This window comes from Pseudomonas sp. IB20, assembly GCF_009707325.1.
Classification (GTDB): domain Bacteria; phylum Pseudomonadota; class Gammaproteobacteria; order Pseudomonadales; family Pseudomonadaceae; genus Aquipseudomonas.
The window spans coordinates 1164257-1186819 of record NZ_CP046103.1; the positions used below are offsets into that span (position 1 = coordinate 1164257).

Here is a 22563-nt window from a genome sequence, read left to right on the forward strand (position 1 = left end):
ATTCATTCTTTAGGCTGACTGCTTCGCACCGACCACGGCGGTCAGCAATTGCATGGCCACGGCGTCATCCGCCAGTGCATTGAGCATGTCCGCCAGGGGCGCCAGCACCACGCCCAGGCAGAACACTTCCAGGGAATATCGGCCCATTTGACAGACCCGTTCGGCCAGGCGGTTTTGCGTCCATTCCCGGCCGGGCAGGAGCTTGGCTGTCACATAGGCCAGCGCCAGGAAATGGATGAGGCGCACCGGTGACAGGTCGGTTTTGCTGATGGGGTACAGCCAATTGCTGAGCACCTCTGGCATTACCGCGTCATGCAGGTGCGGCCACAGCCACGACACTGTAATTACCCCGGCGACCACCACATACACCGCCGCCGCGACAAACAGCGGCTGGCGTTGCAAGGGGCGCGTGTCGGGCACGGTTGGCCGCTGGCTGTAGATCGCCGCAGCGCCGCCCAGTACAAACAGCAACTGCCAGGTGACGGGGTTGAAGTACCACACGCCATCGGCGATGGCCCGCAGGTTCCAGCCCATCCACGGCGCCATCAGGTACACCGCCAGCGAGACGCCGACCACCGCCCACGTGGCGCGCACCATCAGTGGCAGCACCACCGACAAGCCTGCCAGCAACACGATGTACAACGGCAAGGGGTCCATCAAGTTGGGTTTGAAGCGCAACAGCAGCTCATCGGTCAGCGCCTGCTGTGGGTGGGTGATGAAGTGCGTCAGGCCCATCTCCGCCACCAGGTCGCGGGTTTGCACATGGTTGTTGGCATAAAACACGATGCCCATCAGCAGCGCCAGCAAGAAGATATGCACCACGTACAGCACCCAGGTGCGGCGCAGGATTTTCAGGCAGGCCATCCAGTAGCCTTCGCGTTGCATGACTTTGCCGTAGGCCAGCACCGAGGCAAACCCGGCGAGGAACACGAAGACTTCCGCCGCATCGCTGAAGCCGAAGTTTCGCAGGGTGATCAAACCGAGGGGATTGTGGGGGACGTGGTCCCAAAAAATGAAGATCAACGCCAGGCCCCGAAAAAAATCGATGCGCGGGTCGCGTCCGTTCAGCATGGCAGCGGGCTCTTGAACAAATGGTTTAGTAATGACCGGCGAACGGAAGGTTTTCGCACGCCGAACGTCGGGCGGGCGCAGGGTGGCGGTATTTGTAAGCAATTGCAAAAGCTGGGTATTACTGAATGTCTCTAGACATCAATGATCACCAACGTGCCGTAGCTGCCTGCAAGCACACCATGGGCGGTACCGGCTTCAACGAGGTACATCTGGCCGGCTTCCACACGGATTTCCTCTGCGCCGACGCTCAAGCGCAACAGGCCGCTGACCACCAATAACCCTTCGTTGTAATCATGGGTTTCTTCCTCATACGCCTGCTCATCCATGCGCAGCACCTTGATCCGCGCCGGGCCTACCTGGCCCAGGCGGGTGGATGTCCAACTGCTGGGCAGTTGCCCGGCGATGGCGGCGAAGTCGAGTAACGGCATGTGAATCTCCTGGTTTCAACGATGCCGTCGGTGGTCCGGTTCAGCAGATGGGTDTGGTGCCCTCACGCCGCCGCGATTTCATTGGGCTCAAAACTGTCCGCCCGCGCCATCTGCCACATGCGCGAATAGAACTCGCCGCTGACTTCACCGGTGAGCAATTCACCCGGCTTGAGGAACACATGCAGCTGCGAGAACAGCTTGATCTCAGTCGCCGACATACGCCGCACCAAGTGCTTGGCCGACAGCTGCGACGGATGATCCAGGCCGGCCGCTGCGAGCATTTCCGCCAGGGCCTTGAGGGTGTTGCGGTGGAAGTTGAACACGCGCTGGGCTTTGTCCGGCACTACCAGGGCGCGCTGGCGCAACGGGTCTTGAGTGGCGACGCCGGTCGGGCATTTGTTGGTGTGGCAGCTTTGCGACTGAATGCAGCCGATGGCGAACATGAAGCCGCGCGCGGAGTTGGCCCAGTCGGCGCCGATGGCCAGGACGCTGGCGATATCGAACGCGCTGACGATCTTGCCGCTGGCGCCCAGCTTGATCTTGTCGCGCAGGTTCAGGCCGACCAGGGTGTTGTGCACAAACAGCAGGCCTTCACGCAGCGGTACGCCGATATGGTCGGTGAACTCCACAGGTGCGGCGCCGGTGCCGCCTTCCTTGCCGTCGACCACGATAAAGTCCGGGAGGATGCCGGTTTCGAGCATGGCCTTGGCAATGCCCATGAATTCCCACGGGTGGCCCAGGCAGAACTTGAAGCCCACGGGTTTGCCGCCGGACAGTTCGCGCAGTTGGGCGATGAACTGCATCATTTCAATCGGCGTGGAAAACGCGCTGTGACGCGACGGCGAGATGCAGTCTTCGCCCATCATGATGCCGCGGGTTTCGGCGATTTCCTTGGTGACTTTGTGCTTGGGCAAGATCCCGCCATGGCCGGGCTTGGCGCCCTGGCTCATCTTGATTTCGATCATGCGCACTTGCGGGTTCTGCGCCTGCACGGCAAAGCGTTCCGGGTCGAAACGGCCGTCGCTGGTACGGCAGCCAAAGTAGCCGCTGCCCAGTTCCCAGGTCAGGTCACCGCCGTTTTCACGGTGGTAGGGGCTGATGCTGCCTTCGCCGGTATCGTGGGCAAAGTTGCCGAGCTTGGCGCCTTGGTTGAGCGCGCGAATCGCGTTGGCGCTCAGCGAGCCGAAGCTCATCGCCGAGATATTGAACACTGACGCCGAGTACGGCTGCTTGCACTGCGGGCCGCCGACCATTACGCGAAACGCGCTCGGGTCGCTCAACGGCGCGGGGCGCATGGAGTGGCCGATAAACTCAAAACCCGACTGGTAGACGTCGATCAAGGTGCCGAACGGCTTGTCGGCGGTTTCGTTCTTGGCGCGCGAGTAAACCAGCGAGCGCTGCGAGCGCGAGAAGGGCAGTGCATCGCTGTCGGACTCCAGCAGGTACTGGCGGATTTCCGGGCGTATGGCTTCCACCAGGTAACGAATATTGCCCAGGATCGGGTAGTTGCGGCGCACCGCGTGGGGGCTTTGCAGCAGGTCGAACAGGCCGATCAGGCTGAGAATGCCGGTGACCATGGTGATCGGCCACAGCCATTCATGTTCAATAAAAGGGAGGCTTACCAGGGTGAAAATGACGCACACGGCAAAGAAGGCGTAACGGCTTAGTAACGACAGGCTCATACGGTTTTCCTTGGTTCACTCATCGGCTAGGCGCTTTGCGCCTGAAGAAAGATCGAGAACAGCTCCGACTGGGATTTGATCCCTAGCTTGCTGTAGATGTGTTTCTTATGGACTTTCACGGTTTCAACAGAGATTTGCAGCTTACGAGCGATTTCCTTGCTGGAGCAACCACTGAGCATCAAGCGGCCTACATCCAGCTCTCGGGCGGTGAGTTGCGCGCCCCAATCATCATTGTGCATCGGCGGCTGTGGGGCGCTGACCTGATGGAGCTCATAGGGCAGGCGCTGGCGCAGCAGGCTCAGCACCCAGGGCTGGATCAGCGACAGCAAAGCAATCTGCTGCGGGTCAAAACGCTGTTTCGAGCCCAGGGACAGGCACAGGGTACGCCCATCCGGCAGGTGGCAATTAAATTGGATTTCATCCGCCACCACGTTCAGGCGGAAATAACGCTGGTAGTACTCGGTGAGTTCGAAATGCTCGGGCGCGACGTCCGCCAGGCGAAACAGCCCGGTGCGTGAGTGCTCGCGGCTGGCGATGTAGAAGGGGTCGAGCAGGTACAGGCCGTTGAGGTAATCCTGGAACAGTTGGTCTGGCGTGCCGTCCGCGCCTGGGCATTCGGCGAACACCAGCGGGCGGTGTGCGCTGCTGAACAGCAACACCACCCAGCTATCGAACGGCACGTATTGGTCCAATAAGCGCACCAGCTGGGTCCAGAAGTTGGCCTGGTCCAAGGCGTCTATCATTTGCCCCACCGAACGGTGCCAGGCGATGTCTTGCAGCGACATGGTCATTGATCTACCCCTATCGGGTTACCCCTGCCGCGTAATTCCCTGGCGGGGTGTGGCTGCGCATACTGCGGCACAGATTGAGAACAAGGAATACCCATGAAGGTCGAATTTGCCCAGTTGGCAGGTCGTGATAACGGTACAGCTTATAACCTTGAGCGCGCCTTGGCGGCAATTGCGGCCTGCGCCGCCGATACACAACTGATCGTTTTCCCGGAAACCCACTTGATGGGCTTCCCGTCGGCCGAGACCGTCGCCGACATCGCCGAGCCGGTGGATGGGCCCACCGTACAGGCCGTTATCCGGGCCGCCCGTGCGCGCACTATCGCCGTGGTGATCGGTATAGCCGAAAGCGATGGCGGCCAATTCTACAACACCACTTTGTTGATCACGCCCGAAGGCATCGCCCTACGTTATCGCAAGACCCATTTGTGGGCCTCGGATCGCGGCGTGTTCACGCCCGGGGATCGCTACGCCACGTGCCTGTGGAACGGTGTGCGCGTCGGCCTGTTGATCTGCTACGACATCGAGTTCCCGGAAACCGCCCGCGCCTTGGCGCAACTGGGCGCCGAACTGTTGATCGTGACCAACGGCAACATGGACCCCTATGGCCCCACGCACCGCACCGCGATCATGGCCCGCGCCCAGGAAAACCAGGCGTTTGCGCTGATGGTCAACCGGGTGGAAGAGGGCGATGGCGGCCTGCTGTTTGCCGGCGGCAGCGCCTTGGTCGACCCGATTGGCACGCTGCTGTTTGAAGCAGGGCGCGAGGAAGGGCAGTTCGCGGTCGAGCTGGACCTCGACCAACTGGTAGCGGCTCGCAAGGACTACCGCTACCTGGATGACCAGCGCTTGAAATTGCCGGGTGAGGTGATTGAGCGCGCAGACGGGACGCGCGAACTGCTGATTCCACACGTTTAACGCTGACCCCCATGTGGCGAGGGCGCTCGCCACAACAAGCCCCGCTCGCCACATAAACAGGCTTAACCATAAGAAAAATGACATCCGCTTCACCGACTTCAGTTCTGCCATAAATCTAATAAATCAGCGGAGAATCGCTCATGGCTCGTTTGCAACGCACCCTGTCGTTAGGGTCGGTGGTGCTGTTTGGCATCGCCTATATGACGCCGATCATTGTGCTCGGCACCTTCGGCATCCTGGCGCAATCCACTGCGGGCATGGTCCCCGCCGCGTACCTGGCGGCGCTGGTGGCGATGTTCTTTACCGCCATGAGTTACGGGCGCATGGCGTCTGCCTTCCCGGTGGCCGGTTCCGCCTACAGCTATGTGCGCAAGGCCATCAGCCCCAAGCTGGGTTTTATCGCCGGCTGGGCGGTGCTGCTCGACTACCTGTTCTTGCCCATGGCCATCTGGCTGATTGGTGCGGCGTACCTCAACTCGGCATTCCCTTCGGTGCCGCAGTGGGTCTGGGTATTGGCGTTTATCGGCGTCACCAGCGCTATCAATATTGTCGGCCTCAAGTTGGCCAACGGCATCAATGCCTTGCTGATGCTCGTGCAGTTTCTGGTGCTGAGCGCGTTTGTCGTGCTGTGCATCCACTACATCGGCGGTGACGCCAGCAAACCGCTGTGGACCCTCGCCCCGTTCTTCAACGGCCAGATGCACATGCCGTTGATCATGAGCGGTGCGGCTATCGCCTGCTATTCGTTCCTGGGCTTTGACGCAGTGAGTACTCTCACCGAAGAAACCCGCGACCCGCGCCGCACCATCCCACGGGCGATCATGCTGATCACTTTGATCGGCGGGCTGATCTTCGTGGCGGTGTCCTACTTTGTGCAGATCGCCCATCCGTCGTTCGAGTTCGCCAACGTGGATTCGGCCGCGTATGAAATCGCGCGCAATATCGGCGGTGACCTGTTCGTGTCGATCTTCTTGATCGGCCTGATTGTCGGCCAGTTCGCCTCGGGGCTATCGGCCCAGGCCAGTGGTTCGCGCCTGTTGTTCGCGATGGGCCGTGACGGTGTGTTGCCCAAGTCGTTCTTCGGCACCTTGCATGCGCGCTTCGGCACGCCGGTTAACAGCATCTTGTTGTGTGCGGTTGTGGCGTTGCTGGCGCTGAAGCTGGATGTGACCACCTCCACTTCGTTCATCAACTTTGGTGCATTCCTGGCCTTCAGCCTGGTGAACCTGTCGGTGATCTTTCACTACTGGGTCGGCGCGAAAGCGCGTGGTGTGCGCGAGCTGATCCTGTTTCTGCTGTTCCCGGCCATCGGCCTGCTCGCGGACCTTTGGTTGATGGTCAGCCTGGATCATCTGGCGATTTACCTGGGCGTGGCGTGGCTGGCGATCGGCCTGGTTTACCTGGGTTTGCTCACCCGCGGCTTCTCGCAACAGCCGCCGGAAATGGACTTCCAGGAAGCCGCATAGAAGCCCGAGGTCTATTCTTATTGCAATCCGTTCTCGTTTGGGTGCATGATTTGTGTTACTGTATAACACATCAAATGCACCCAGACGCCCCGGAGGCCTTATGAAAGCTGGTATCCATCCTGACTACCGCACCGTGCTGTTCCACGACACCGCCGCCGACGTGTTCTTCCTCATCGGTTCCACCGCCGACAGCGACCGCACCCAAAAACACAGCGACGGCAACACCTACCCATACATCCCGCTGGACGTCTCCAGCGCCTCGCACCCGGTCTACACCGGCCAGCAGCGCAAGACCCAGGCCGAAGGCCGGATTGCCGGGTTCAACAAGCGTTTCGCTTCGTTTGGTTCGAGCCCGAAAAACGCCGAGGCGTGAGGGCGGTTAAACTGTTTGGCGAATGGGCAGCACCACCCTAAAGGTGGTGCCTTTGCCCACTTCGCTGCTCACGGAGATAGTGCCACGGTGTTTTTTGACGATGCCGTAGGAGAGTGACAAGCCCAACCCCGTTCCTTCACCCACCGGCTTGGTGGTAAAGAAGGGGTCGAAGATTTTCTGCACGCTGTCCGGGGCAATCCCGCAGCCGTTGTCGGCGACTTCCAACCAGATATTCTCGCTTTCCACTCCGGTGCTGATCGTGATGGTGCCGCGTTCCGGGCCCATGGCCTGCGCGGCGTTGATCACTAGGTTCATCACCACTTGGTTAAGCTGCGATGCCAGGCATTCGATGTCCGGCAGCGGTGTGTAGTGCTTGATCACGTCGGCCTTGTACTTGAGTTCGCTGGCGACGATGTTCAAGGTCGAATCGATGCCCTGTTGCAGGTTTGCCCATTGCCAGGTCTGGTCGTTGTCCACCCGGGAAAAATCTTTCAAATCCTTGACGATCTGCACCACGCGGCCAATGCCTTCCTTGGATTCGCGCAGCAGCGTGGGAATGTCTTCCTTGAGAAAATCCAGGTCCAGGCGCCGACGCAGGGCTTCGAACTGGTCGCTGCCCAGTGCGGTTTCTGCCTGTCGATAGGCATCGAGCATCTCTTGCAGTTGGTTGAAGTAGCCGCCCAAGGTGCCGAGGTTAGAAGAAATAAACCCTACCGGGTTATTGATTTCGTGGGCCACGCCGGCCGCGAGTTGGCCCAGGGACGCGAGTTTTTCCGATTGCACCAGCTGGCTTTCCAGTTGTTTGCGCTCGTCGATCTCCAGCTGTAACGCCTGGCTTGCCTGGGTCAGTGCCAGGGTGCGCTGTTCCACCAAGTGTTCCAGGTGGCTGGTTTGCAAGGACGCGTGTCGCGCCATGTCCCATTTCGCGGCCAGGGTATTGGCCATTTGCTGCACTTCAATGTTGTCGAATGGTTTTTTCAGGATCAGCAGCCGATCGTGGGCGTGCAGGCGGAACAGCAGCTCTTCCCACGAATAATCCGAGTAGGCCGTGCACACCACCACTTGCAGGCTTGGGTCGACTTTCCACAGTTCTTCAATGGTCTGCGCGCCGTCCCAGCCTTGGGGCATGCGCATGTCGACAAACGCCAGGGCATAGGGTTTTTGCTCGGCCATGGCGACCTCCAGCAACTTCAACCCTTCCTGGCCACCGTAGGCCGAGTCCAGCTCAAAAACGGGTCCGTGCTGGGGCTCGCTGGCACCGAATAGTGCGGCTTCCATATCGTCCAGTGCCTGGTTCTGCTCCATGGGTGGCATGAGGATTTTACGGAAGTCGTCGTGAATTGACGGCGTGTCGTCGATCAGCAGAATGCGTCGATTGGGGGGGCGGTTCATGCTTGGCCTGCGGCATCGTTGAGGGGGATTTGCAACGTGAACACGGCGCCTTTGCCCGGCCCATCGCTGTGGGCGGTAAGGCGGCCATTCATTTCAATGGCCGCGAGGGCGCAGCTGTGCAGGCCGAAACCGTGGCCTTCCTTACGCGTGGTGAACCCGTGGGTGAAGATCCGCGTCATGTTCTCGGCCGGGATGCCTTCGCCTTCGTCTTTGACGCTGATCTGCAAGAGGCTGTCCTCCACCGTGCTGATCGATAAGGTGATCTGCCGCGAGCGGTCGGTGAGGTTCGACATGGCGTACTTGGCGTTGCTGATCAGGTTGACCATGATCAGCAACAGCCGGTGTTTGTCCGCCATCAGTTCCGGCACCTCGGCGTACTCCTTGACCACCGTCACATGGTGACGATTCAGCGCCCCGGAATTCATGCGCAGGGCGTCGTCCATCAACGCACTGATCTGCACCGGCTCCAGCAGGGTGGACACGCCGGCGTAGGATTGCTGGGTGGAAACGATGTCCTTGATGTGGTCCACGCTTTTGCTCAACTGCGCCAGTTCGTCGGTCAGGCCCTGCTGCTCAATGGCGATGGCCTCCACCAGTTGGTTGAGGTAGCCGGGCAGCAATTTGCCTTTCTCGTCTTCGCGCAGGTAGGTGCCCAGGTCATCCGGGTGCTCGTTGATCAGTTGCATGGCTTTGCCCAACCCCAAGGCCTTGCTGGTGCGCAGCTTGCGCGTGACCAGCTCGGCGGAGATGTTCACGCTATTAAGCACGTTGCCGACGTTGTGCAGCACATTGGTCGCGATTTCCGCCATGCCGGCCTGGCGCGCACTGTCGAGCAGTTCGCTCTGGGCGTCTTTGAGTTCGCGCGTGCGCGCCTCTACACGCTGTTCAAGGCTTTCATTGACCGCTTGCAAGGCGCGGTTGACCCGGTTGATCTCGGCAAAGCTGCGCAACAAGCGAATCGCCAAGTACAACAGCACCACCACCAGCAGTGCGGAAAACACCAGCAGGTAGCGGTGGTACTTCTGATCAATCAGGTCGGCGGCGGCCTGGTCCTGATTGAGTTGGGTGGTCATGGCGTCGAGTTGATCGGACAACGGGATCGCGGCAATGCGATCAAGCAGGTCATTGACGAGGGGTTGCTCGCGCAGGATCAGTGCAATGTGGTTACTGAGAATCTCCACCGGCACCTGAAACTCTGGCGGCAGGCTTTGTTTGTTGACCGCCAGCTTGTTCAGGCCCACGAGGATGTCTGCGGCTTTGTCATCGCTCGTCACCTGGGCAAACTCCAGGGCGCTGAGCAGCAAGTCGTAGGTGTCGGTGGCGATGCTTTGTTGTTGCAGTTTCTCGGCGTCGTCCAGTTGCAGGAAATGCGCCTGAATGTCGTCCTCGGCCGTCGGCAAAAAGGCCAGGGAATTGCGCAGCACCGCGTTGTGCGACTTGAATTGTTCCACCTGCCGCGCATTTTCCTGGAACGACTGGCGATACGCATTCTGCTCGGCCTGCCATTCGGCCAGGTTTGCGTGGCGGTGTTGCCCCTCGCGACTTTCCAGGGTGGCCCACAGCGCGCTCATCTCTTTGAACGGGACCACCAGCGGGTCATAGTTGTGGGTGAGGGCGATCCGGGCCTTGAGCACTTCAACGTCCCATTGGGAGTTGAGTTGCTTGATCTGGCTGATCAGGTCGCGGGACTCGGTGTAGGTGGTGGACTGGTCGCCGATCGACTTGAGGTACAGAAACACCAGCACCGAGGCCAGTATCAGGGCGATACCGCTGAGCGTGAGCAGGCTGGCGAGGCGGGATGATTTCATAAGGGCTTGCCCGCCCATTCGCCGGTCAGTGTCTTGAGGAATTGGATGATCAGTGTCTTGTCTTCAGCCGTGGGGATTCGCCCCAGCTGGTACGTGAACATGACGTCGACAGCCTCCTCGAGGGTCTTGGCCGAGCCATCGTGAAAGTACGGGGCGGTGACCGCCACGTTGCGCAGGCTCGGTACTTTGAACACGTTGCGGTCATCTTCGTCCTGGGTCAGCAGGTAGCGGCCCAGGTCGGCTTCGGTCGGGTTGCCACGGGCCTTGAAGTAATCGCCCATCACGCCGAACTTCTGGTACATGTTGCCGCCGATATTGGCGCCTTGGTGGCAGGCGATGCAGCCATAGTCCTTGAAACGCTGGTAGCCGTATTTCTCTTGAACGGTGAGGATCTCGGTGTTGCCTTGCAGGTACTGGTCGAAGCGTGAGTTGGGAGTGAGCAGGGTGCGCTCATAGGTGGCCAGGGCGTTTTGAACGTTGGCGGCCGTCACGCCGTCGGGGTAGATCCGCTGGAAGGCGGCCTGGTAAGTGGGCAGTGCCGACAAGGTCTGGACCACGGTTTTCCAGTCGTTGCCCATTTCCATGGGGCTGGTGACCACCTGCTCAACCTGCGCCTCCAGGGTGTCGACCCGGGCGTTCCAGAATTGTTTGAAGTTCAGGCTGGCATTGAACACCGTCGGGGTGTTGAGCCCGACCGGTTTGCCATCGAAGCCCAGGGAAAACGCCTGGTTGTCGTCACCCCCCGCTTGCAGGTTATGGCAACTGGCACAGGACTGGGTGTTATTCACCGACAGGCGTGTCTCATTGAACAGCTGGCGTCCCAGTTCCACGGTGGCGGCATCCAGCGTCGGCACCGGCGGCAACGGTTTAAGCGGTTCATCCAGCGGCGCAGCGGTGGCAGGCAAGCAGGCGCCATAGCCCAGGGCAATGGCAATGCCGAGCACCTGTGGCGACAGGCGCAGAGAACGTGGCGGGGTGCGGCTCAAGCGCTCGCTCCTTGGGGCAAAAGGTCAGTGGCCGGGCATCAGGCTGTGGTGCCCGGTTTGCAATAATTGGGCGAACTCATCGGCCGCCACGGCTTTGCTGAACAGGAAACCCTGGCCTTCCTCGCACTGGTGGGCTTTGAGGAATGCCAGTTGTTCAAGCGTCTCCACGCCCTCGGCGACGATGTTCATGTCCAGGCTTTTACCCAGGCTGATGATTGCACTGATCAGTTGCGCGTCTTGGCTGTTGTCGCTCAAGCCGCGGATGAACGATTGATCAATCTTCAGCACATCAATCGGAAAGCGTCGCAAGTAACTGAGGCTGGAATACCCGGTGCCGAAATCGTCGACGGACAGGCGCACGCCCAGGGTCTTGATGCCGCGCAGGGTGATGAGGGTGTCCTCGACGTTTTGCATCAGCACGCTTTCAGTGATTTCCAGCTCCAGCAAGCGCGGCTCCAGGCCCGTGCGCTCAAGGATCGTCGCCAGGTTGGCGACAAAGTTACGCTGGCGAAAATCAATCGCTGAGATGTTCACCGAAATGCAGATGGGCGGTAGGCCGGCGGCTTGCCAGGCGCGGGCCTGCTCGCAGGCCTGGCGCAACACCCATTGGCTCAACGGTACGATCAGGCCGCTGTCTTCGGCCACGGGAATGAACGCCGACGGGTAGATCCAGCCATGGTCGGGCTGGTGCCAGCGGATCAACGCTTCGGCGCCGACGATCTGCCCGCTGTTCAGGTCCAGTTTCGGCTGGTAGTGCAAGATAAATTCATCTCGCTGCAGGGCCTGCCGAATGGCGCTTTCCAGGCTTTGCTGTTCCTGGGCGCGCAGGTTCATCTCGTCGATGAAAAAACTGAAATCGTTGGGGCCGTGGTCTTTGATGGCGTGCATGGCGGTTTCGGCTTTTTTGATCAGCTCCACGGCGCTGCTGCTGTCATCGGGGTACACACTGATGCCCAGGCTTGCCGTAACACTCAGGTCGTGGCCGGCCACATAGCGGCTGGTGCTGACGGCGGCGAGGAGTTTTTCGGCAATGTACTGGGTTTGCTGGGGGTGCTTGATGTCGTTGAGGATCAGCACAAATTCGTCGGAGCCGTAGCGAAACACTGAATCCGATTCGCGCACTGTGGCCACCAGGCTTTGGCTGACGTGCTTGAGCATTTCATCGCCGACCGGGTGGCCCAGGGCGTTGTTGATGCGTTTGAAGCGGTCCAGGCCGATAAACATCACGGCCAACTGGGTGTCATGGCGCCTGCACACGGCAATCGCCTGGCTCAGGCGGTCGCCCAGCAGTGTGCTGTTGGGCAGTTCGGTCAGGGCGTCGTATTGCAGCAGGTGCGAAACTTTGAGCAGTTCCTGCACGCGTTCCTCAATTGTGCGCTCAAGCCCCTGCAGTTTAAGTGCCGCGTCCTGCGCCAGCTGCCATTTCCAGGTCAGGGCGGTGGCCATCTGGCGGATTTCCAGGTCGTCGAAGGGCTTTTTCAGGATCAGCAGTTGGTCGTCGTATTTGAGGCGCGCCTCGATGGCTTCGAAAGAGTAGGCCGTGCACAGGGCAATTTGCAGGTGAGGGTCGACGTTCCACAGCTGTTCGATGGTTTCCAGGCCGTCCCAGCCCGGCGGCATGCGCATGTCGATGAACACCAGGGCATACGGGGCGTTGTCGGCCAGGGCTTGGATCACCAGTGCCAGGGCTTCCTGGCCTTGATAGGCGGAATCCAGCACAAAGGTCTGGCGCACGGCCGGGGCGGTGCCGAACAGGGTTTCTTCGATGCTGGCCAGGGACGCGTGGTCGTTAGCGTCGGCGCACAGGATCTTGCGGAAGTCCGCGTGGATCGAAGCCGTGTCGTCGACGATCAGAACCCGTCGATTGGCGCGTCCCGAGCGCGGGTTCATGGCTGGTTCCGAGAGGCGCGTGACGGCGATTTCTGGCGCATAGGGCTTCCTTACCGTGAATGCTTCAGTAAACAGGGCGGGTCACGGGCTTCATGGCACAAGCATAGTTGGCTCCCTTGAATAAGTCGGCCAGTTGGCGTCAAATCAACACCAATTACCCCGGCATTCATCTAGCGCTCAATGCTTGCGCAAGTACAGCGATTGATCATGTCGGGGCGCAATGAAGCAATTATGTGTCATTGTCAGGAGGTGTCGCCATGGATGAAAAAACTGCTACTACGTCCCCCTACACCCCCACTATTTTGCTGGTCGATGACGAAGAGTCGATCCTCAACAGCCTGCGCCGCCTGCTGCGTGGCCAACCCTACGACGTGCTGCTGGCCGGCAGCGGTGCCCAGGCCCTGGAGATCATGGCCGCCCAGCCCATCGACCTGGTGATGACCGACGCGCGCATGCCGGCCATGGACGGTGCGATGCTGCTGGCCGAGACCCATCGCCTGTACCCGTCCACCACCCGCATCCTGCTGACCGGCTATGCCGACATGAGCATGATGATCAAGGCGATCAACGAGGGGCAGATTCACCGCTACATCAGCAAACCCTGGAACGATGAGGAAATGCTCCTGACGTTGCGCCAGTCCCTGGAGCACCAGCATTCCGAGCGCGAACGCCTGCGTCTTGAACAGTTGACCCGCGAGCAGAACGACCAGTTGAAGGCCCTCAACGCCACCCTGGAAAAACGTGTCGACGCCCGCACCAGCGAGCTGCAGCAAACCGCCGACATGCTCGACCTGGCCTACGATGAGCTCAAGCGCAGCTACGTGACCGGCACCGAAGTGTTTTCACTGCTGGCCAACCTGCGCCTGCCCAAGCAGAAGCAGACCAACCGCCAGTTGATCGAGCTGATACGCGTGTATTGCAAAGCCCAGGTGATGGACGAAGCCAGCGCCCGCGACCTGACCATGGCCGCCGCGCTGTATAACATCGGCAAGTTGAGTTGGAGCGACAGCATGATGGTCGCGCCCTCGGACCTGCTGCACAGCACCGACCGCGAGCGTTATCGGGCTTACCCGGCCCAGAGTGAGTCGTTGCTGATGACCCTGGAGCCGATGAAGGACGCCGCCCGCCTGATTCGTCATCACCAGGAGCGCTGGGACGGCACGGGTTTTCCGGACCACCTCAAGGGCGAGCTGATCCCCTCGGGCGCGCGCTTATTGAAGCTGGCCGTCGACTTTATCGAGCTGCAAAAGGGCTTGATCCTCGAGCGCCATATGAACAGCGATGAAGCGCTGCTGTACATCCGTAAGTACGCCGGCAAGCTCTACGACCCGGACATGGTCGAAGACTTCGTGCAGGCCTGCGCCGCGTTTTTAAGTGACGTGACCTTGGGTGACCCGAGCGTGAAGGTCTTGACCACCCGCGAACTGGCCGAGGGCATGGTGCTGGCGCGCAACCTCAACGCCGATAACGGCATGCTGCTGCTCAACGCTGGCAAGGTGTTGAACCTGCCGCTGGTGGACAAGTTGATCGCGTTTGAGGCGATGGAAGGGGCCAAGTATTCCGTGTTTATCAAGGAGCCGGATGATGCGCCGCTACTGACGTAGCGGCGTGTGTTCTTTTCAATCCGAGGCGTTTATTCCATGCCCATGACTATCCGCATCGCCGCTGCCCTGCTGATTGGCAGCGACGGTCAAACTCTGCTGGTGCGCAAGCGCGGCACCCAGGCGTTCATGCAGCCGGGCGGTAAGATCGACGCCGGCGAACAACCCGCCCAAGCCTTGGCCCGTGAGCTGTTTGAGGAGTTGAACCTGCGCATTGAGCCGAGCGACGCCGTGTACCTGGGCCACTTCTCGGCACCGGCTGCCAATGAGCCGGGGTTTACCGTGCAAGCCGAGCTGTTCCAGGTGCACATCGACGTGGCGGTGATGCCCGCTGCTGAAATCGAAGAAGTGCGCTGGATCGACCCAGCCGGTGATGGCGGCCTGCAACTGGCGCCGTTGACGCGCGATTTGATCCTGCCGTTCTATCGCCAATCGCTGACCTGCGACGCATGATTATTCGCGCGCTTGGGGCCAGTAACGCCGAGGCTTATCGGGCGTTGATGCTTGAAGCCAGTTCGATGCTTGAAGCCTACGGTGCTTATCCCGAGGCGTTCACCTCCAGCGTGGCGGAGCGCGCCCGGATGCCGTTGAGCTGGTGGGAAAAGCGCCTGGACAACCCGCTGGATCAATTGCTCGGCGCTTTTGAAGGTGAAGTGTTGGCCGGTATTGTCGGCCTGGCCTTCGAGCCGCGTGAGAAGGCGCGCCACAAGGTGACCTTGTTCGGCATGTACGTGAATGGGGCTTACCAGCAAAAAGGCCTGGGCCGCCAGTTGGTGGAGGCGGCACTGGCCGAGGCGCGCAAACATCCGCGCCTTCAAGTGATTCAGCTGACCGTCACTGCCGGTAACGACGCCGCCTTTGCGTTGTACCAGCGCTGCGGCTTTATCCAGTACGACCTGGAGCCGCTGGCGGTGCGGGTGGGTGAGGAGTATTTCGACAAGATCCACATGTGGCGTGAACTCAACGCTGACTGAAATCCCCGGTGCCCACTCAAGCCAATGTGGGCGTTGGCTTGCCTGCGATGCAGACGCCGCTAGATTCTGCGTTCAACCTATGGCTATCGCAGGCAAGCCAGCTCCCACAGGTTGATCGGTGTTGTCTAACGCACGGCGCTGACGCCGTCCAACGTCGAAAACGACGTGTCCTTGGCCGTCAGCAAAAAGTCGCGCATGTACGGCGCGTCCAGCATGTCCGCACGAATCCCCGCATACAACGTCGCAAACAAGCCTTTCTCGCCCAACCGCTTGGCCTTCACGTACCCGCGCGAGCTGTATTCATGCAGCGCCCAATGTGGCATGCCGCATACGCCACGGCCGCTGGCCACCAGTTGCATCATCATCACCGTGAGTTCCGAGGTGCGAACCTGGGCCGGTTCCACATCGGCCGGTTCCAGGAAGCGGGTGAAAATGTCCAGGCGGTCGCGCTCCACCGGGTAGGTAATCAGGGTTTCGGTGAGCAGGTCTTCGGGCACGATGTACGACTTGTTCGCCAGCGCGTGCTGGTTGGCCACGGCCAGCATGGCTTCGTAGGTGAACAACGGCACATAGGTGATGCCCGGCAGTTCCAGCGGGTCGGAGGTCACCACCAGGTCCAGGTCGCCCCGCGCCAGCGCCGGCAGTGGGGCGAAGGCGAAACCGGACGCCAGGTCCAGCTCGACTTCCGGCCAGGCATCGCGGAACTGGTCGATGGTCGGCATCAGCCACTGGAAGCAGCTGTGGCATTCGATCGCCATGTGCAGGCGCCCAGCGGTACCGCCGGCCAAGCGTGCAATGTCACGCTCGGCGCCCCGTAGCAGCGGCAGGGTGGCGTCGGCCAATTGCAGCAGCCGCAAACCGGCGCTGGTGAAACGCAGCGGTTTGGTCTTGCGCACGAACAATTGCATGCCCAGGCGTTCTTCCAGTTCCTTGAACTGGTGGGACAGCGCCGACTGCGTCAGGTGCAGGCGCTCGGCGGCTTCCACCAGGCTGTCGGCTTCGCGCAGGGCATGCAGGGTCTTGAGGTGGCGGATTTCCAGCACGGCGGCCTCCATGAATAAATTTTGTGCTCAATGATAAAGCATACATGACCCAGGGTGGGATGTAACTATCGGACGACCGTTGAGCGGCCTTCATCAAACTGTCACGTAACCGTGGCAGCGCGCTTGAACAAACTTCATCAGACTCGCGCTCTACTGGGGTTCTGCGTTTCGGTGTTTTTCATGCGCGTGTTGCTTTTACTGGCCGCTCTATTAGTCGGCCTGCCGTCTTTTGCGGCGTCTCGATGTGATGTCAATGTTCCGACCCAAACGGTCGACCTGGCTCAGGTGAGCATCGCTTACCAGAGCATCGGCCGTGCGTCCGACCCTGCCTTGTTGCTGGTGATGGGCCTGGGCGGGCAGTTGATCCACTGGCCGGATGAAGTCGTGGTGGCCTTGTGCGAACAAGGTTTTCGGGTGATTCGCTACGACAACCGTGACGTTGGCCTATCGACTTGGCGTCAGGCACCGGCCAGCGCCAACCTGACCTTTGAAGTGCTGCGCTACAAGCTCGGCCTGCCGGTAGCGGCGCCGTATACGCTGACCGACATGGCCGACGATGCCTTGGGGCTGATGGACGCCTTGCAGATCCGCCAATTCCACGTGCTGGGCGCGAGTATGGGCGGCATGATCGCCCAGCACCTGGCGGCCATGGCGCCGCAACGGGTCGAGAGCCTGACCCTGATCATGACCAGCTCCGGCGCCGAAGGCCTGCCGGCGCCCAATGCGGCGTTGGTGCAGTTGTTGTCGCGGCGCAGTGCACCCAACCGTGAGGTGGCGCTGGAGCAACAGGCCGACCTGCTGGCGGCGTTGGGCAGCCCGAATGTGAAAGATGATCGCCAGGTGTTGCTGCATCAGGCGGCGCTGTCCTACGACCGCGCTTTCAACCCGGAGGGGGTCAAGCGCCAGATCATGGCGATCCTCGCCGAGCCCAGCCGCGTGCCGTTGCTCAACCAGTTGCGCGTGCCGACGTTGGTGGTGCATGGCACCGCCGACCCGTTGCTGCCGGTGATGCACGGCGTGCACTTGGCTGCGCATATCCAGGGCAGCCAGTTGAAGTTGATTCCCGGCTTGGCGCATCGTTTTCAGGAGGCGTTCAAGGCGCCGTTGCTGGCGGCGGTGTTGCCGTACCTGCAAGCCCACCGCGAAGATGCCGCGCATTGGGCGCAGATTGACTTGGGGCAGCCTTCGAAGGTGTTGTGAAGTTGGTGTATCGTGCAACTTTTGCGGCACATTAATGCCAGCGAGGTTGCCTACCATGAGTACTCCCCTGAAAATCGATTTCGTCAGCGACGTGTCTTGCCCCTGGTGCATTATCGGCCTGCGTGGGTTGACCGAGGCGTTGGACCAGTTGGGCGCTGAGGTGCAGGCTGAGATTCATTTTCAGCCGTTTGAGCTGAATCCGAATATGCCTGCGATTGGGCAGAACATTGTTGAGCACATTACTGAAAAATACGGCTCCACTGCTGAGGAATCGCAGGCTAACCGTGCGCGTATTCGTGACATGGGGGCGGCGTTGGGCTTTGCTTTTCGCAATGACGGTCAGAGCCGTATCTACAACACCTTTGATGCGCATCGTCTGCTGCATTGGGCGGGGTTGGAGGGGTTGCAGTACAACCTTAAGGAAGCGCTGTTCAAGGCTTACTTCACTGATGGGCAGGATCCGTCCGACCATGCGACTTTGGCGATTATTGCTGAAGGTGTTGGGTTGGATGTCAAGCGTGCTGCTGAGATTTTGGCCAGCGATGAATATGCGGCAGAAGTGCGTGAGCAGGAGCAGCTGTGGATTTCTCGGGGGGTGACTTCGGTGCCGACGATTGTGTTTAACGATCAGTATGCGGTGAGTGGGGGGCAGCCGGCTGAGGCTTTTGTTGGGGCGATTCGGCAGATTATCAGTGAGGCTAAGGGCTGATGGTTTCGTTTGGTGGTTTGAGTACATATCCGTTGCTGCGGTAACGGCCACCTAGGGTTCCGCTCTTAAGCGGGTCACTTTTGGAAGGACCCAAAAGTAACCAACCCGGCTCCCACATTTGAACCCAGTGTGGGAGCTGGCTTTCCTTTTGCGCTTTTCAAAAGTGAGCCGCTGTAAGAGCGGAACCCATATCAGCCGTTACCTAAATAACGGATATGTACCCAGCCACCAGCCACCAGCCACCAACATCCAGCCCTTCAATCAAACTTGTAACTGATCGCCGTCTGCACCTGTCCCTGATTCACATTACCCGTCTCTTTGACGATGGTGCTGTTGGCCGCCGACCCCACCAAGTGCGTCCAACTGGCGCTGGCCAACAACGACCAATGCGTCGCCAGCGGAAATTCAAAACTCTGGGTCAACGTCAGGTTCTGGAACCCCGCACTGGCGTTATAGGCCCGAATACCCGAAGCCGCAGACTCCTTGTCATCAACACCAAAAAAGGCCTGCGTCTGACGAGCATCGGCAAAGTGCGCCATCAGCCCGGTGCTGCCGATGATGCCGCCACCGAGCGGGTAGCCCAGCTCGCCGCCGAGTTTGCCCAGCACACCAGTGTGATCACGGCTGCCGCCCACCGCTTGGCCGACCTGCGCATACACACGCCAGAACTCAGCCGGTGCGTATTGAATGAAACCCCCGACCTCCGCCATATCCGGTACATCGCGCAACCCGCGCAGTGAGCCATTGGCCGTGCGGCCCGGCAGGTAGTTGATGTACGGGCCGGCAGTGATGCCATTGGTATTGAGCGCGCTCCAGGTCAGGCCGTCGTCGGTACCCAGGCTGACATTGCCCCAGTCCAGGTCGAAGTAGGGAATCGGCTGGGTTTCGTAGCGGCTGCCAGTGGGGTCGTGGGGTTGGTAGCTGACGCCTGCGCCCACTTCGCCGGTAATGCCTTCGGCGGCTGCCGAGCTGGAAAAGCTCCACAGCCCAAGCAAGCCGGCGAATACAGCAGAAGTAACCTTGACCATGGAGCGTTTCCTTATCTGAACTTGCGCGCATTCACGCGCGAAGGGCATCCCTGACGCAAGCACTCATCTTGTTTGTAGCAAGCTACAAAAATTGTAGCTCCTGCGACACGTTTTACCCGCAGTAACGGCCAAAGCCCCAGCCCCGCTGGGCTTTAACCAGTTGGCACAGTCCCTGCTATATCCCTGTAGCAAGCGCATTTAGCGCGCTCCTCTTCAAGCCCTCCAACTCAAGGACAGGCAATGATCCAGTGGCATATCGTGTGCGACTTCGACGGGACCATCACCCCCACCGACGTCATCGACAACGTCCTCCAACGCTTCGCAGGCGAAGAGTGGGAAACCATCGAACAGGAATGGCTGGATGGGCATATCGGTTCACGCGAATGCCTGAGCCGCCAACTGGCGCTGATCAAGGCGACCCCGGCTGAACTGCTGGCGTACTTCGACAGCGTTGAGATCGACCCGGACTTCCCGGACTTCGTCGATCACGTCATGGGCCTGGGCGCGACCATCGAAGTGGTCAGCGACGGCATCGAACAAGGCATCGCGCGCATCTTGTCGCGCAACTACGTGACCTTGCTGCCGATCCTCGCCAACCGCTTGCGCCAGGTCGACCAGAACAGCTGGCGCATCGACTTCCCGTATTCCAGCGATGCCTGCCGTGCCGCTTCCGGCAACTGCAAGTGCAAATCCACCCCGCGCAACAAGCGCGTGCTGGTGATCGGCGACGGCAAGTCCGACATGTGCGTGGCCTCCACCGCTGACTTCGTCTTTGCCAAAGGCAGCCTGGCCGACTACTGCGAAACCAACAACATTCCTCACGCGCGCTTCGACACTTTCGCCGAAGTGACCGCATTGCTGGCCAAGCTGCCTCAGGGCATCGCCGCCAACGCTGGCAGCTTTACTGCCGACCTCTCTATTGAAAATCAGGAACTCTTCCACCATGTCTGATATCCGTATCGCCACTGCCGAAGACCAGATCCTTCTGGATAAAGAAGCCAAGTACTGCTCCTACGGCGACACCGTTCACTACATCGAGCCGCCGCGTATTTTCAGCCGTTGCGAAGGCTCCTACGTGTGGGACACCGAAGACCAGGCCTACCTCGACCTGCAAATGTGGTACTCGGCGGTTAACTTCGGTTACGCCAACCCGCGCCTGAACAACGCACTGAAACAGCAGATCGACACCCTCCCGCAAATCGCCAGCCAGTACCTGCACAAAGGCAAGATCGAGCTGTCGGAAATGATCGCGGTCGACGCCAAGAAAAAATTCGGCCTCGACGGTCGTGTGCACTTCAACGTTGGCGGTTCGCAGTCCATCGAAGACTCGTTGAAAGTGGTGCGTAACGCCTCCAACGGCAAGAGCCTGATGTTCGCCTTCGAAGGCGGCTACCACGGCCGTACCCTCGGCGCCTCGTCGATCACCTCGAGCTTCCGCTACCGTCGCCGCTATGGCCACTTCGGCGAGCGCGCCAACTTCATCCCGTTCCCGTACCACTTCCGTGGCCCCAAAGGCATGACTAAGGAAGAATACGGCAGCCACTGCGTGCAGCAGTTCGCCCGTTTGTTCGAGACTGAATACAACGGCGTGTGGGACCCGAAAACCAACCAGTGCGAGTACGCAGCCTTCTACGTCGAGCCGATCCAGGGCACCGGTGGCTACGTGATTCCGCCGATGAACTTCTACCGCGAACTCAAGCACGTGCTGGACCAGCACGGCATCTTGATGGTGTCGGACGAAATCCAGATGGGCTTCTACCGTACCGGCAAGCTGTGGTCGATCGAGCACTTCGACGTGCAGCCGGACGTGATCGTCTTCGGCAAGGCGCTGACCAACGGCCTGAACCCGCTGGGCGGCATCTGGGCGCGTGAAGAGTTGATCAACCCGAAGATCTTCCCACCAGGTTCGACCCACTCCACCTTCGCCTCCAACCCACTGGGTACGGCGGTCGGTTTGGAAATGTTCAAGATGACCAGCGAAGTCGACTACGGCGCAATGGTCATGGCCAAGGGCAAATACTTCCTGGAAGGTCTGCAAGACCTGCAGAAACGTTTCCCGATCATCGGCGATGTCGACGGCCTGGGCCTGGCCCTGCGCTGCGAAATCTGTGGCCCGGATGGTTTCACCCCGGACAAGGCGACCCTGGACTACATGGTCGAGGAAGGCATGAAGGGCGACATGGTCGTGGATGGCCAGAAACTCGGCTTGATCCTCGACGTGGGCGGCTACTACAAAAACGTCATCACCCTGGCACCGTCGCTGGAAATCAGCTACCCGGAAATCGACCTGGGCTTGAAGCTGCTCGAGCAACTGCTGGTGCGAGCGACAAAACGGTGAGTACTTCCGGGTTCGACCTCGGCGAAGGTGATGCCGGCTTCGTTCTCGGTGAAGGTCCGGTCGGGATCCTGTTGATCCACGGCCTGACCGGCACCCCGACGGAATTGCGTCAGGTGGCAAAAGGGCTGGCCAAGGCGGGTAACTGCACGGTGTACGTGCCTACCCTGGCCGGGCATTGCGGTGACAACAGCGACCTGCAGGCCACCGGCTGGCTGGACTGGTACGAAGGCGTGCGCAAGACCTTCGTACAGGTCAAGCAACGCCACGAGCAGGTGTTTGTCGGTGGCTTGTCCATGGGCGCGGTGATGTCGATGTACGTGGCCGCCGAGCACCCTGGCCAAGTCGCCGGGCTGTTGATGTATTCCACCACCTTGAAGTACGACGGTTGGAGCATTCACAAGCTGGCGTTCCTGACGCCGTTGCTGATGAAGATTCCCTTCGGCGTGCACATCTGCCGCTTTGAAGAAAAGCCGCCTTACGGCATCAAGAACGAGCGCCTGCGGGCCATCGTCGAGCGCCAGATGAAGGAAGGCGAGAGCAGCGAGGCCGGCTTGCTGACCATGGAGGGCATCACGGTGCGCGAGTTGCACCGCATGAACGCCGTGGTCAAGAAGCGCATGCCCGAGATCAAGGTGCCGGCCCTGGTGTTGCACTCCATCGAGGACGACATCACCAGCCGCTGGAACGCCGACTACGTGGAACGCCACTTGGGCGGCCCCGTGACCAAGATTTTGTTGGACAACTGCTACCACATGATCACCGTCGACCTGCAATACCGCCGGGTGATTGAGTTGAGCGCTGAGTTTGTCGAGCAACACGCCGAGGCTATCCAGGCACCCGTAGACTATCGGCAGCGGGCATAAGCCTA

The 22563-nt window shown here is 60.2% G+C and carries 21 protein-coding genes; 11 read left to right on the plus strand and 10 right to left on the minus strand.

Annotation, left to right across the window (positions count from 1 at the left end):
* Positions 1-9 precede the first annotated feature (9 nt).
* The 4 genes from GJU48_RS05305 to GJU48_RS05320 form a co-directional block, all read right to left on the minus strand.
* On the minus strand, positions 10-1071 hold the full coding sequence (locus GJU48_RS05305) for an OpgC family protein (protein WP_155295940.1): 1062 nt from the start codon (positions 1069-1071) through the stop codon (positions 10-12).
* Positions 1072-1202: 131 nt separating this feature from the next.
* Entirely contained in the window at positions 1203-1499 is a 297-nt protein-coding gene (locus tag GJU48_RS05310) for a cupin domain-containing protein (protein WP_094950924.1), read from the minus strand.
* A gap of 62 nt (positions 1500-1561) precedes the next feature.
* On the minus strand, positions 1562-3181 hold the full coding sequence (locus tag GJU48_RS05315; RefSeq protein WP_094950922.1) for an FMN-binding glutamate synthase family protein: 1620 nt from the start codon (positions 3179-3181) through the stop codon (positions 1562-1564).
* A gap of 26 nt (positions 3182-3207) precedes the next feature.
* The gene (locus tag GJU48_RS05320; RefSeq protein ID WP_094950921.1) at positions 3208-3972 is read right to left on the minus strand and encodes a helix-turn-helix transcriptional regulator; all 765 of its coding nucleotides are present in this window, start codon (positions 3970-3972) and stop codon (positions 3208-3210) included.
* 93 nt (positions 3973-4065) lie between these two features.
* Here GJU48_RS05320 and GJU48_RS05325 point away from each other — a divergent pair, with 93 nt between their 5' ends.
* The 3 genes from GJU48_RS05325 (at position 4066) to GJU48_RS05335 (ending at position 6726) form a co-directional block, all read left to right on the plus strand.
* Positions 4066-4887, plus strand: a complete 822-nt coding sequence (locus GJU48_RS05325; RefSeq protein ID WP_094950920.1) for a carbon-nitrogen hydrolase family protein — start codon at positions 4066-4068, stop codon at positions 4885-4887.
* A gap of 140 nt (positions 4888-5027) precedes the next feature.
* Positions 5028-6353 (plus strand): APC family permease, encoded by a 1326-nt coding sequence (locus tag GJU48_RS05330; protein WP_094950919.1) that lies wholly within the window; start codon positions 5028-5030, stop codon positions 6351-6353.
* A 100-nt stretch (positions 6354-6453) separates the two neighbouring features.
* On the plus strand, positions 6454-6726 hold the full coding sequence (locus GJU48_RS05335) for a type B 50S ribosomal protein L31 (RefSeq protein ID WP_094950918.1): 273 nt from the start codon (positions 6454-6456) through the stop codon (positions 6724-6726).
* 6 nt (positions 6727-6732) lie between these two features.
* Here GJU48_RS05335 and GJU48_RS05340 read toward each other — a convergent pair whose 3' ends face one another.
* From GJU48_RS05340 to GJU48_RS05355, 4 genes are all read right to left on the minus strand, one after another.
* A complete protein-coding gene (locus GJU48_RS05340) occupies positions 6733-8118 on the minus strand; it encodes an ATP-binding protein (RefSeq protein WP_094950917.1) in 1386 nt (461 codons plus the stop codon).
* Entirely contained in the window at positions 8115-9926 is a 1812-nt protein-coding gene (locus GJU48_RS05345; protein ID WP_094950916.1) for a DAHL domain-containing protein, read from the minus strand. Before GJU48_RS05345 ends, GJU48_RS05340 begins: the two co-directional genes overlap by 4 nt.
* Positions 9923-10870 (minus strand): cytochrome-c peroxidase, encoded by a 948-nt coding sequence (locus tag GJU48_RS05350; RefSeq protein WP_242156005.1) that lies wholly within the window; start codon positions 10868-10870, stop codon positions 9923-9925. The genes GJU48_RS05345 and GJU48_RS05350 overlap by 4 nt, the downstream gene beginning before the upstream one ends.
* Before the next feature lie 66 nt (positions 10871-10936).
* Complete coding sequence (locus GJU48_RS05355) at positions 10937-12802, minus strand: putative bifunctional diguanylate cyclase/phosphodiesterase (RefSeq protein WP_094950915.1); 1866 nt, start codon at positions 12800-12802, stop codon at positions 10937-10939.
* Between the two features lie 257 nt (positions 12803-13059).
* Here GJU48_RS05355 and GJU48_RS05360 point away from each other — a divergent pair, with 257 nt between their 5' ends.
* From GJU48_RS05360 to GJU48_RS05370, 3 genes are read left to right on the plus strand one after another with little or no spacing between them, the layout of a single operon-like run.
* Positions 13060-14406 carry an HD domain-containing phosphohydrolase gene (locus GJU48_RS05360; protein WP_094950914.1) on the plus strand — a complete coding sequence of 449 codons (1347 nt, stop codon included), beginning with the start codon at positions 13060-13062 and terminating at the stop codon, positions 14404-14406.
* Positions 14407-14442: 36 nt separating this feature from the next.
* Positions 14443-14856, plus strand: coding sequence for an NUDIX hydrolase (locus tag GJU48_RS05365; RefSeq protein WP_094950912.1), 414 nt, complete (start codon positions 14443-14445; stop codon positions 14854-14856).
* Positions 14853-15377, plus strand: a complete 525-nt coding sequence (locus GJU48_RS05370; RefSeq protein WP_155295941.1) for a GNAT family N-acetyltransferase — start codon at positions 14853-14855, stop codon at positions 15375-15377. The genes GJU48_RS05365 and GJU48_RS05370 overlap by 4 nt, the downstream gene beginning before the upstream one ends.
* Positions 15378-15502: 125 nt before the next feature.
* Here GJU48_RS05370 and metR read toward each other — a convergent pair whose 3' ends face one another.
* On the minus strand, positions 15503-16420 hold the full coding sequence (metR, locus tag GJU48_RS05375) for a transcriptional regulator MetR (protein ID WP_057012200.1): 918 nt from the start codon (positions 16418-16420) through the stop codon (positions 15503-15505).
* A 180-nt stretch (positions 16421-16600) separates the two neighbouring features.
* On the opposite strand from metR, the gene GJU48_RS05380 reads away from it, so the two are divergent.
* Both GJU48_RS05380 and GJU48_RS05385 read left to right on the plus strand, forming a co-directional pair.
* Entirely contained in the window at positions 16601-17620 is a 1020-nt protein-coding gene (locus tag GJU48_RS05380) for an alpha/beta fold hydrolase (protein ID WP_094950909.1), read from the plus strand.
* A gap of 55 nt (positions 17621-17675) precedes the next feature.
* Positions 17676-18329, plus strand: coding sequence for a DsbA family oxidoreductase (locus tag GJU48_RS05385; protein WP_094950908.1), 654 nt, complete (start codon positions 17676-17678; stop codon positions 18327-18329).
* A gap of 257 nt (positions 18330-18586) precedes the next feature.
* Here GJU48_RS05385 and GJU48_RS05390 read toward each other — a convergent pair whose 3' ends face one another.
* Positions 18587-19357, minus strand: a complete 771-nt coding sequence (locus GJU48_RS05390; protein WP_094953699.1) for a MipA/OmpV family protein — start codon at positions 19355-19357, stop codon at positions 18587-18589.
* Between the two features lie 240 nt (positions 19358-19597).
* On the opposite strand from GJU48_RS05390, the gene GJU48_RS05395 reads away from it, so the two are divergent.
* Genes GJU48_RS05395 through GJU48_RS05405 form a run of 3 tightly spaced genes read left to right on the plus strand, consistent with a single transcriptional unit; the run spans position 19598 to position 22558 of the window.
* On the plus strand, positions 19598-20308 hold the full coding sequence (locus tag GJU48_RS05395; RefSeq protein ID WP_094953700.1) for an MtnX-like HAD-IB family phosphatase: 711 nt from the start codon (positions 19598-19600) through the stop codon (positions 20306-20308).
* Complete coding sequence (locus GJU48_RS05400) at positions 20301-21695, plus strand: aspartate aminotransferase family protein (RefSeq protein ID WP_083359925.1); 1395 nt, start codon at positions 20301-20303, stop codon at positions 21693-21695. The genes GJU48_RS05395 and GJU48_RS05400 overlap by 8 nt, the downstream gene beginning before the upstream one ends.
* Positions 21692-22558 (plus strand): alpha/beta hydrolase, encoded by an 867-nt coding sequence (locus GJU48_RS05405; protein ID WP_094953701.1) that lies wholly within the window; start codon positions 21692-21694, stop codon positions 22556-22558. The genes GJU48_RS05400 and GJU48_RS05405 overlap by 4 nt, the downstream gene beginning before the upstream one ends.
* Positions 22559-22563: the final 5 nt, after the last annotated feature.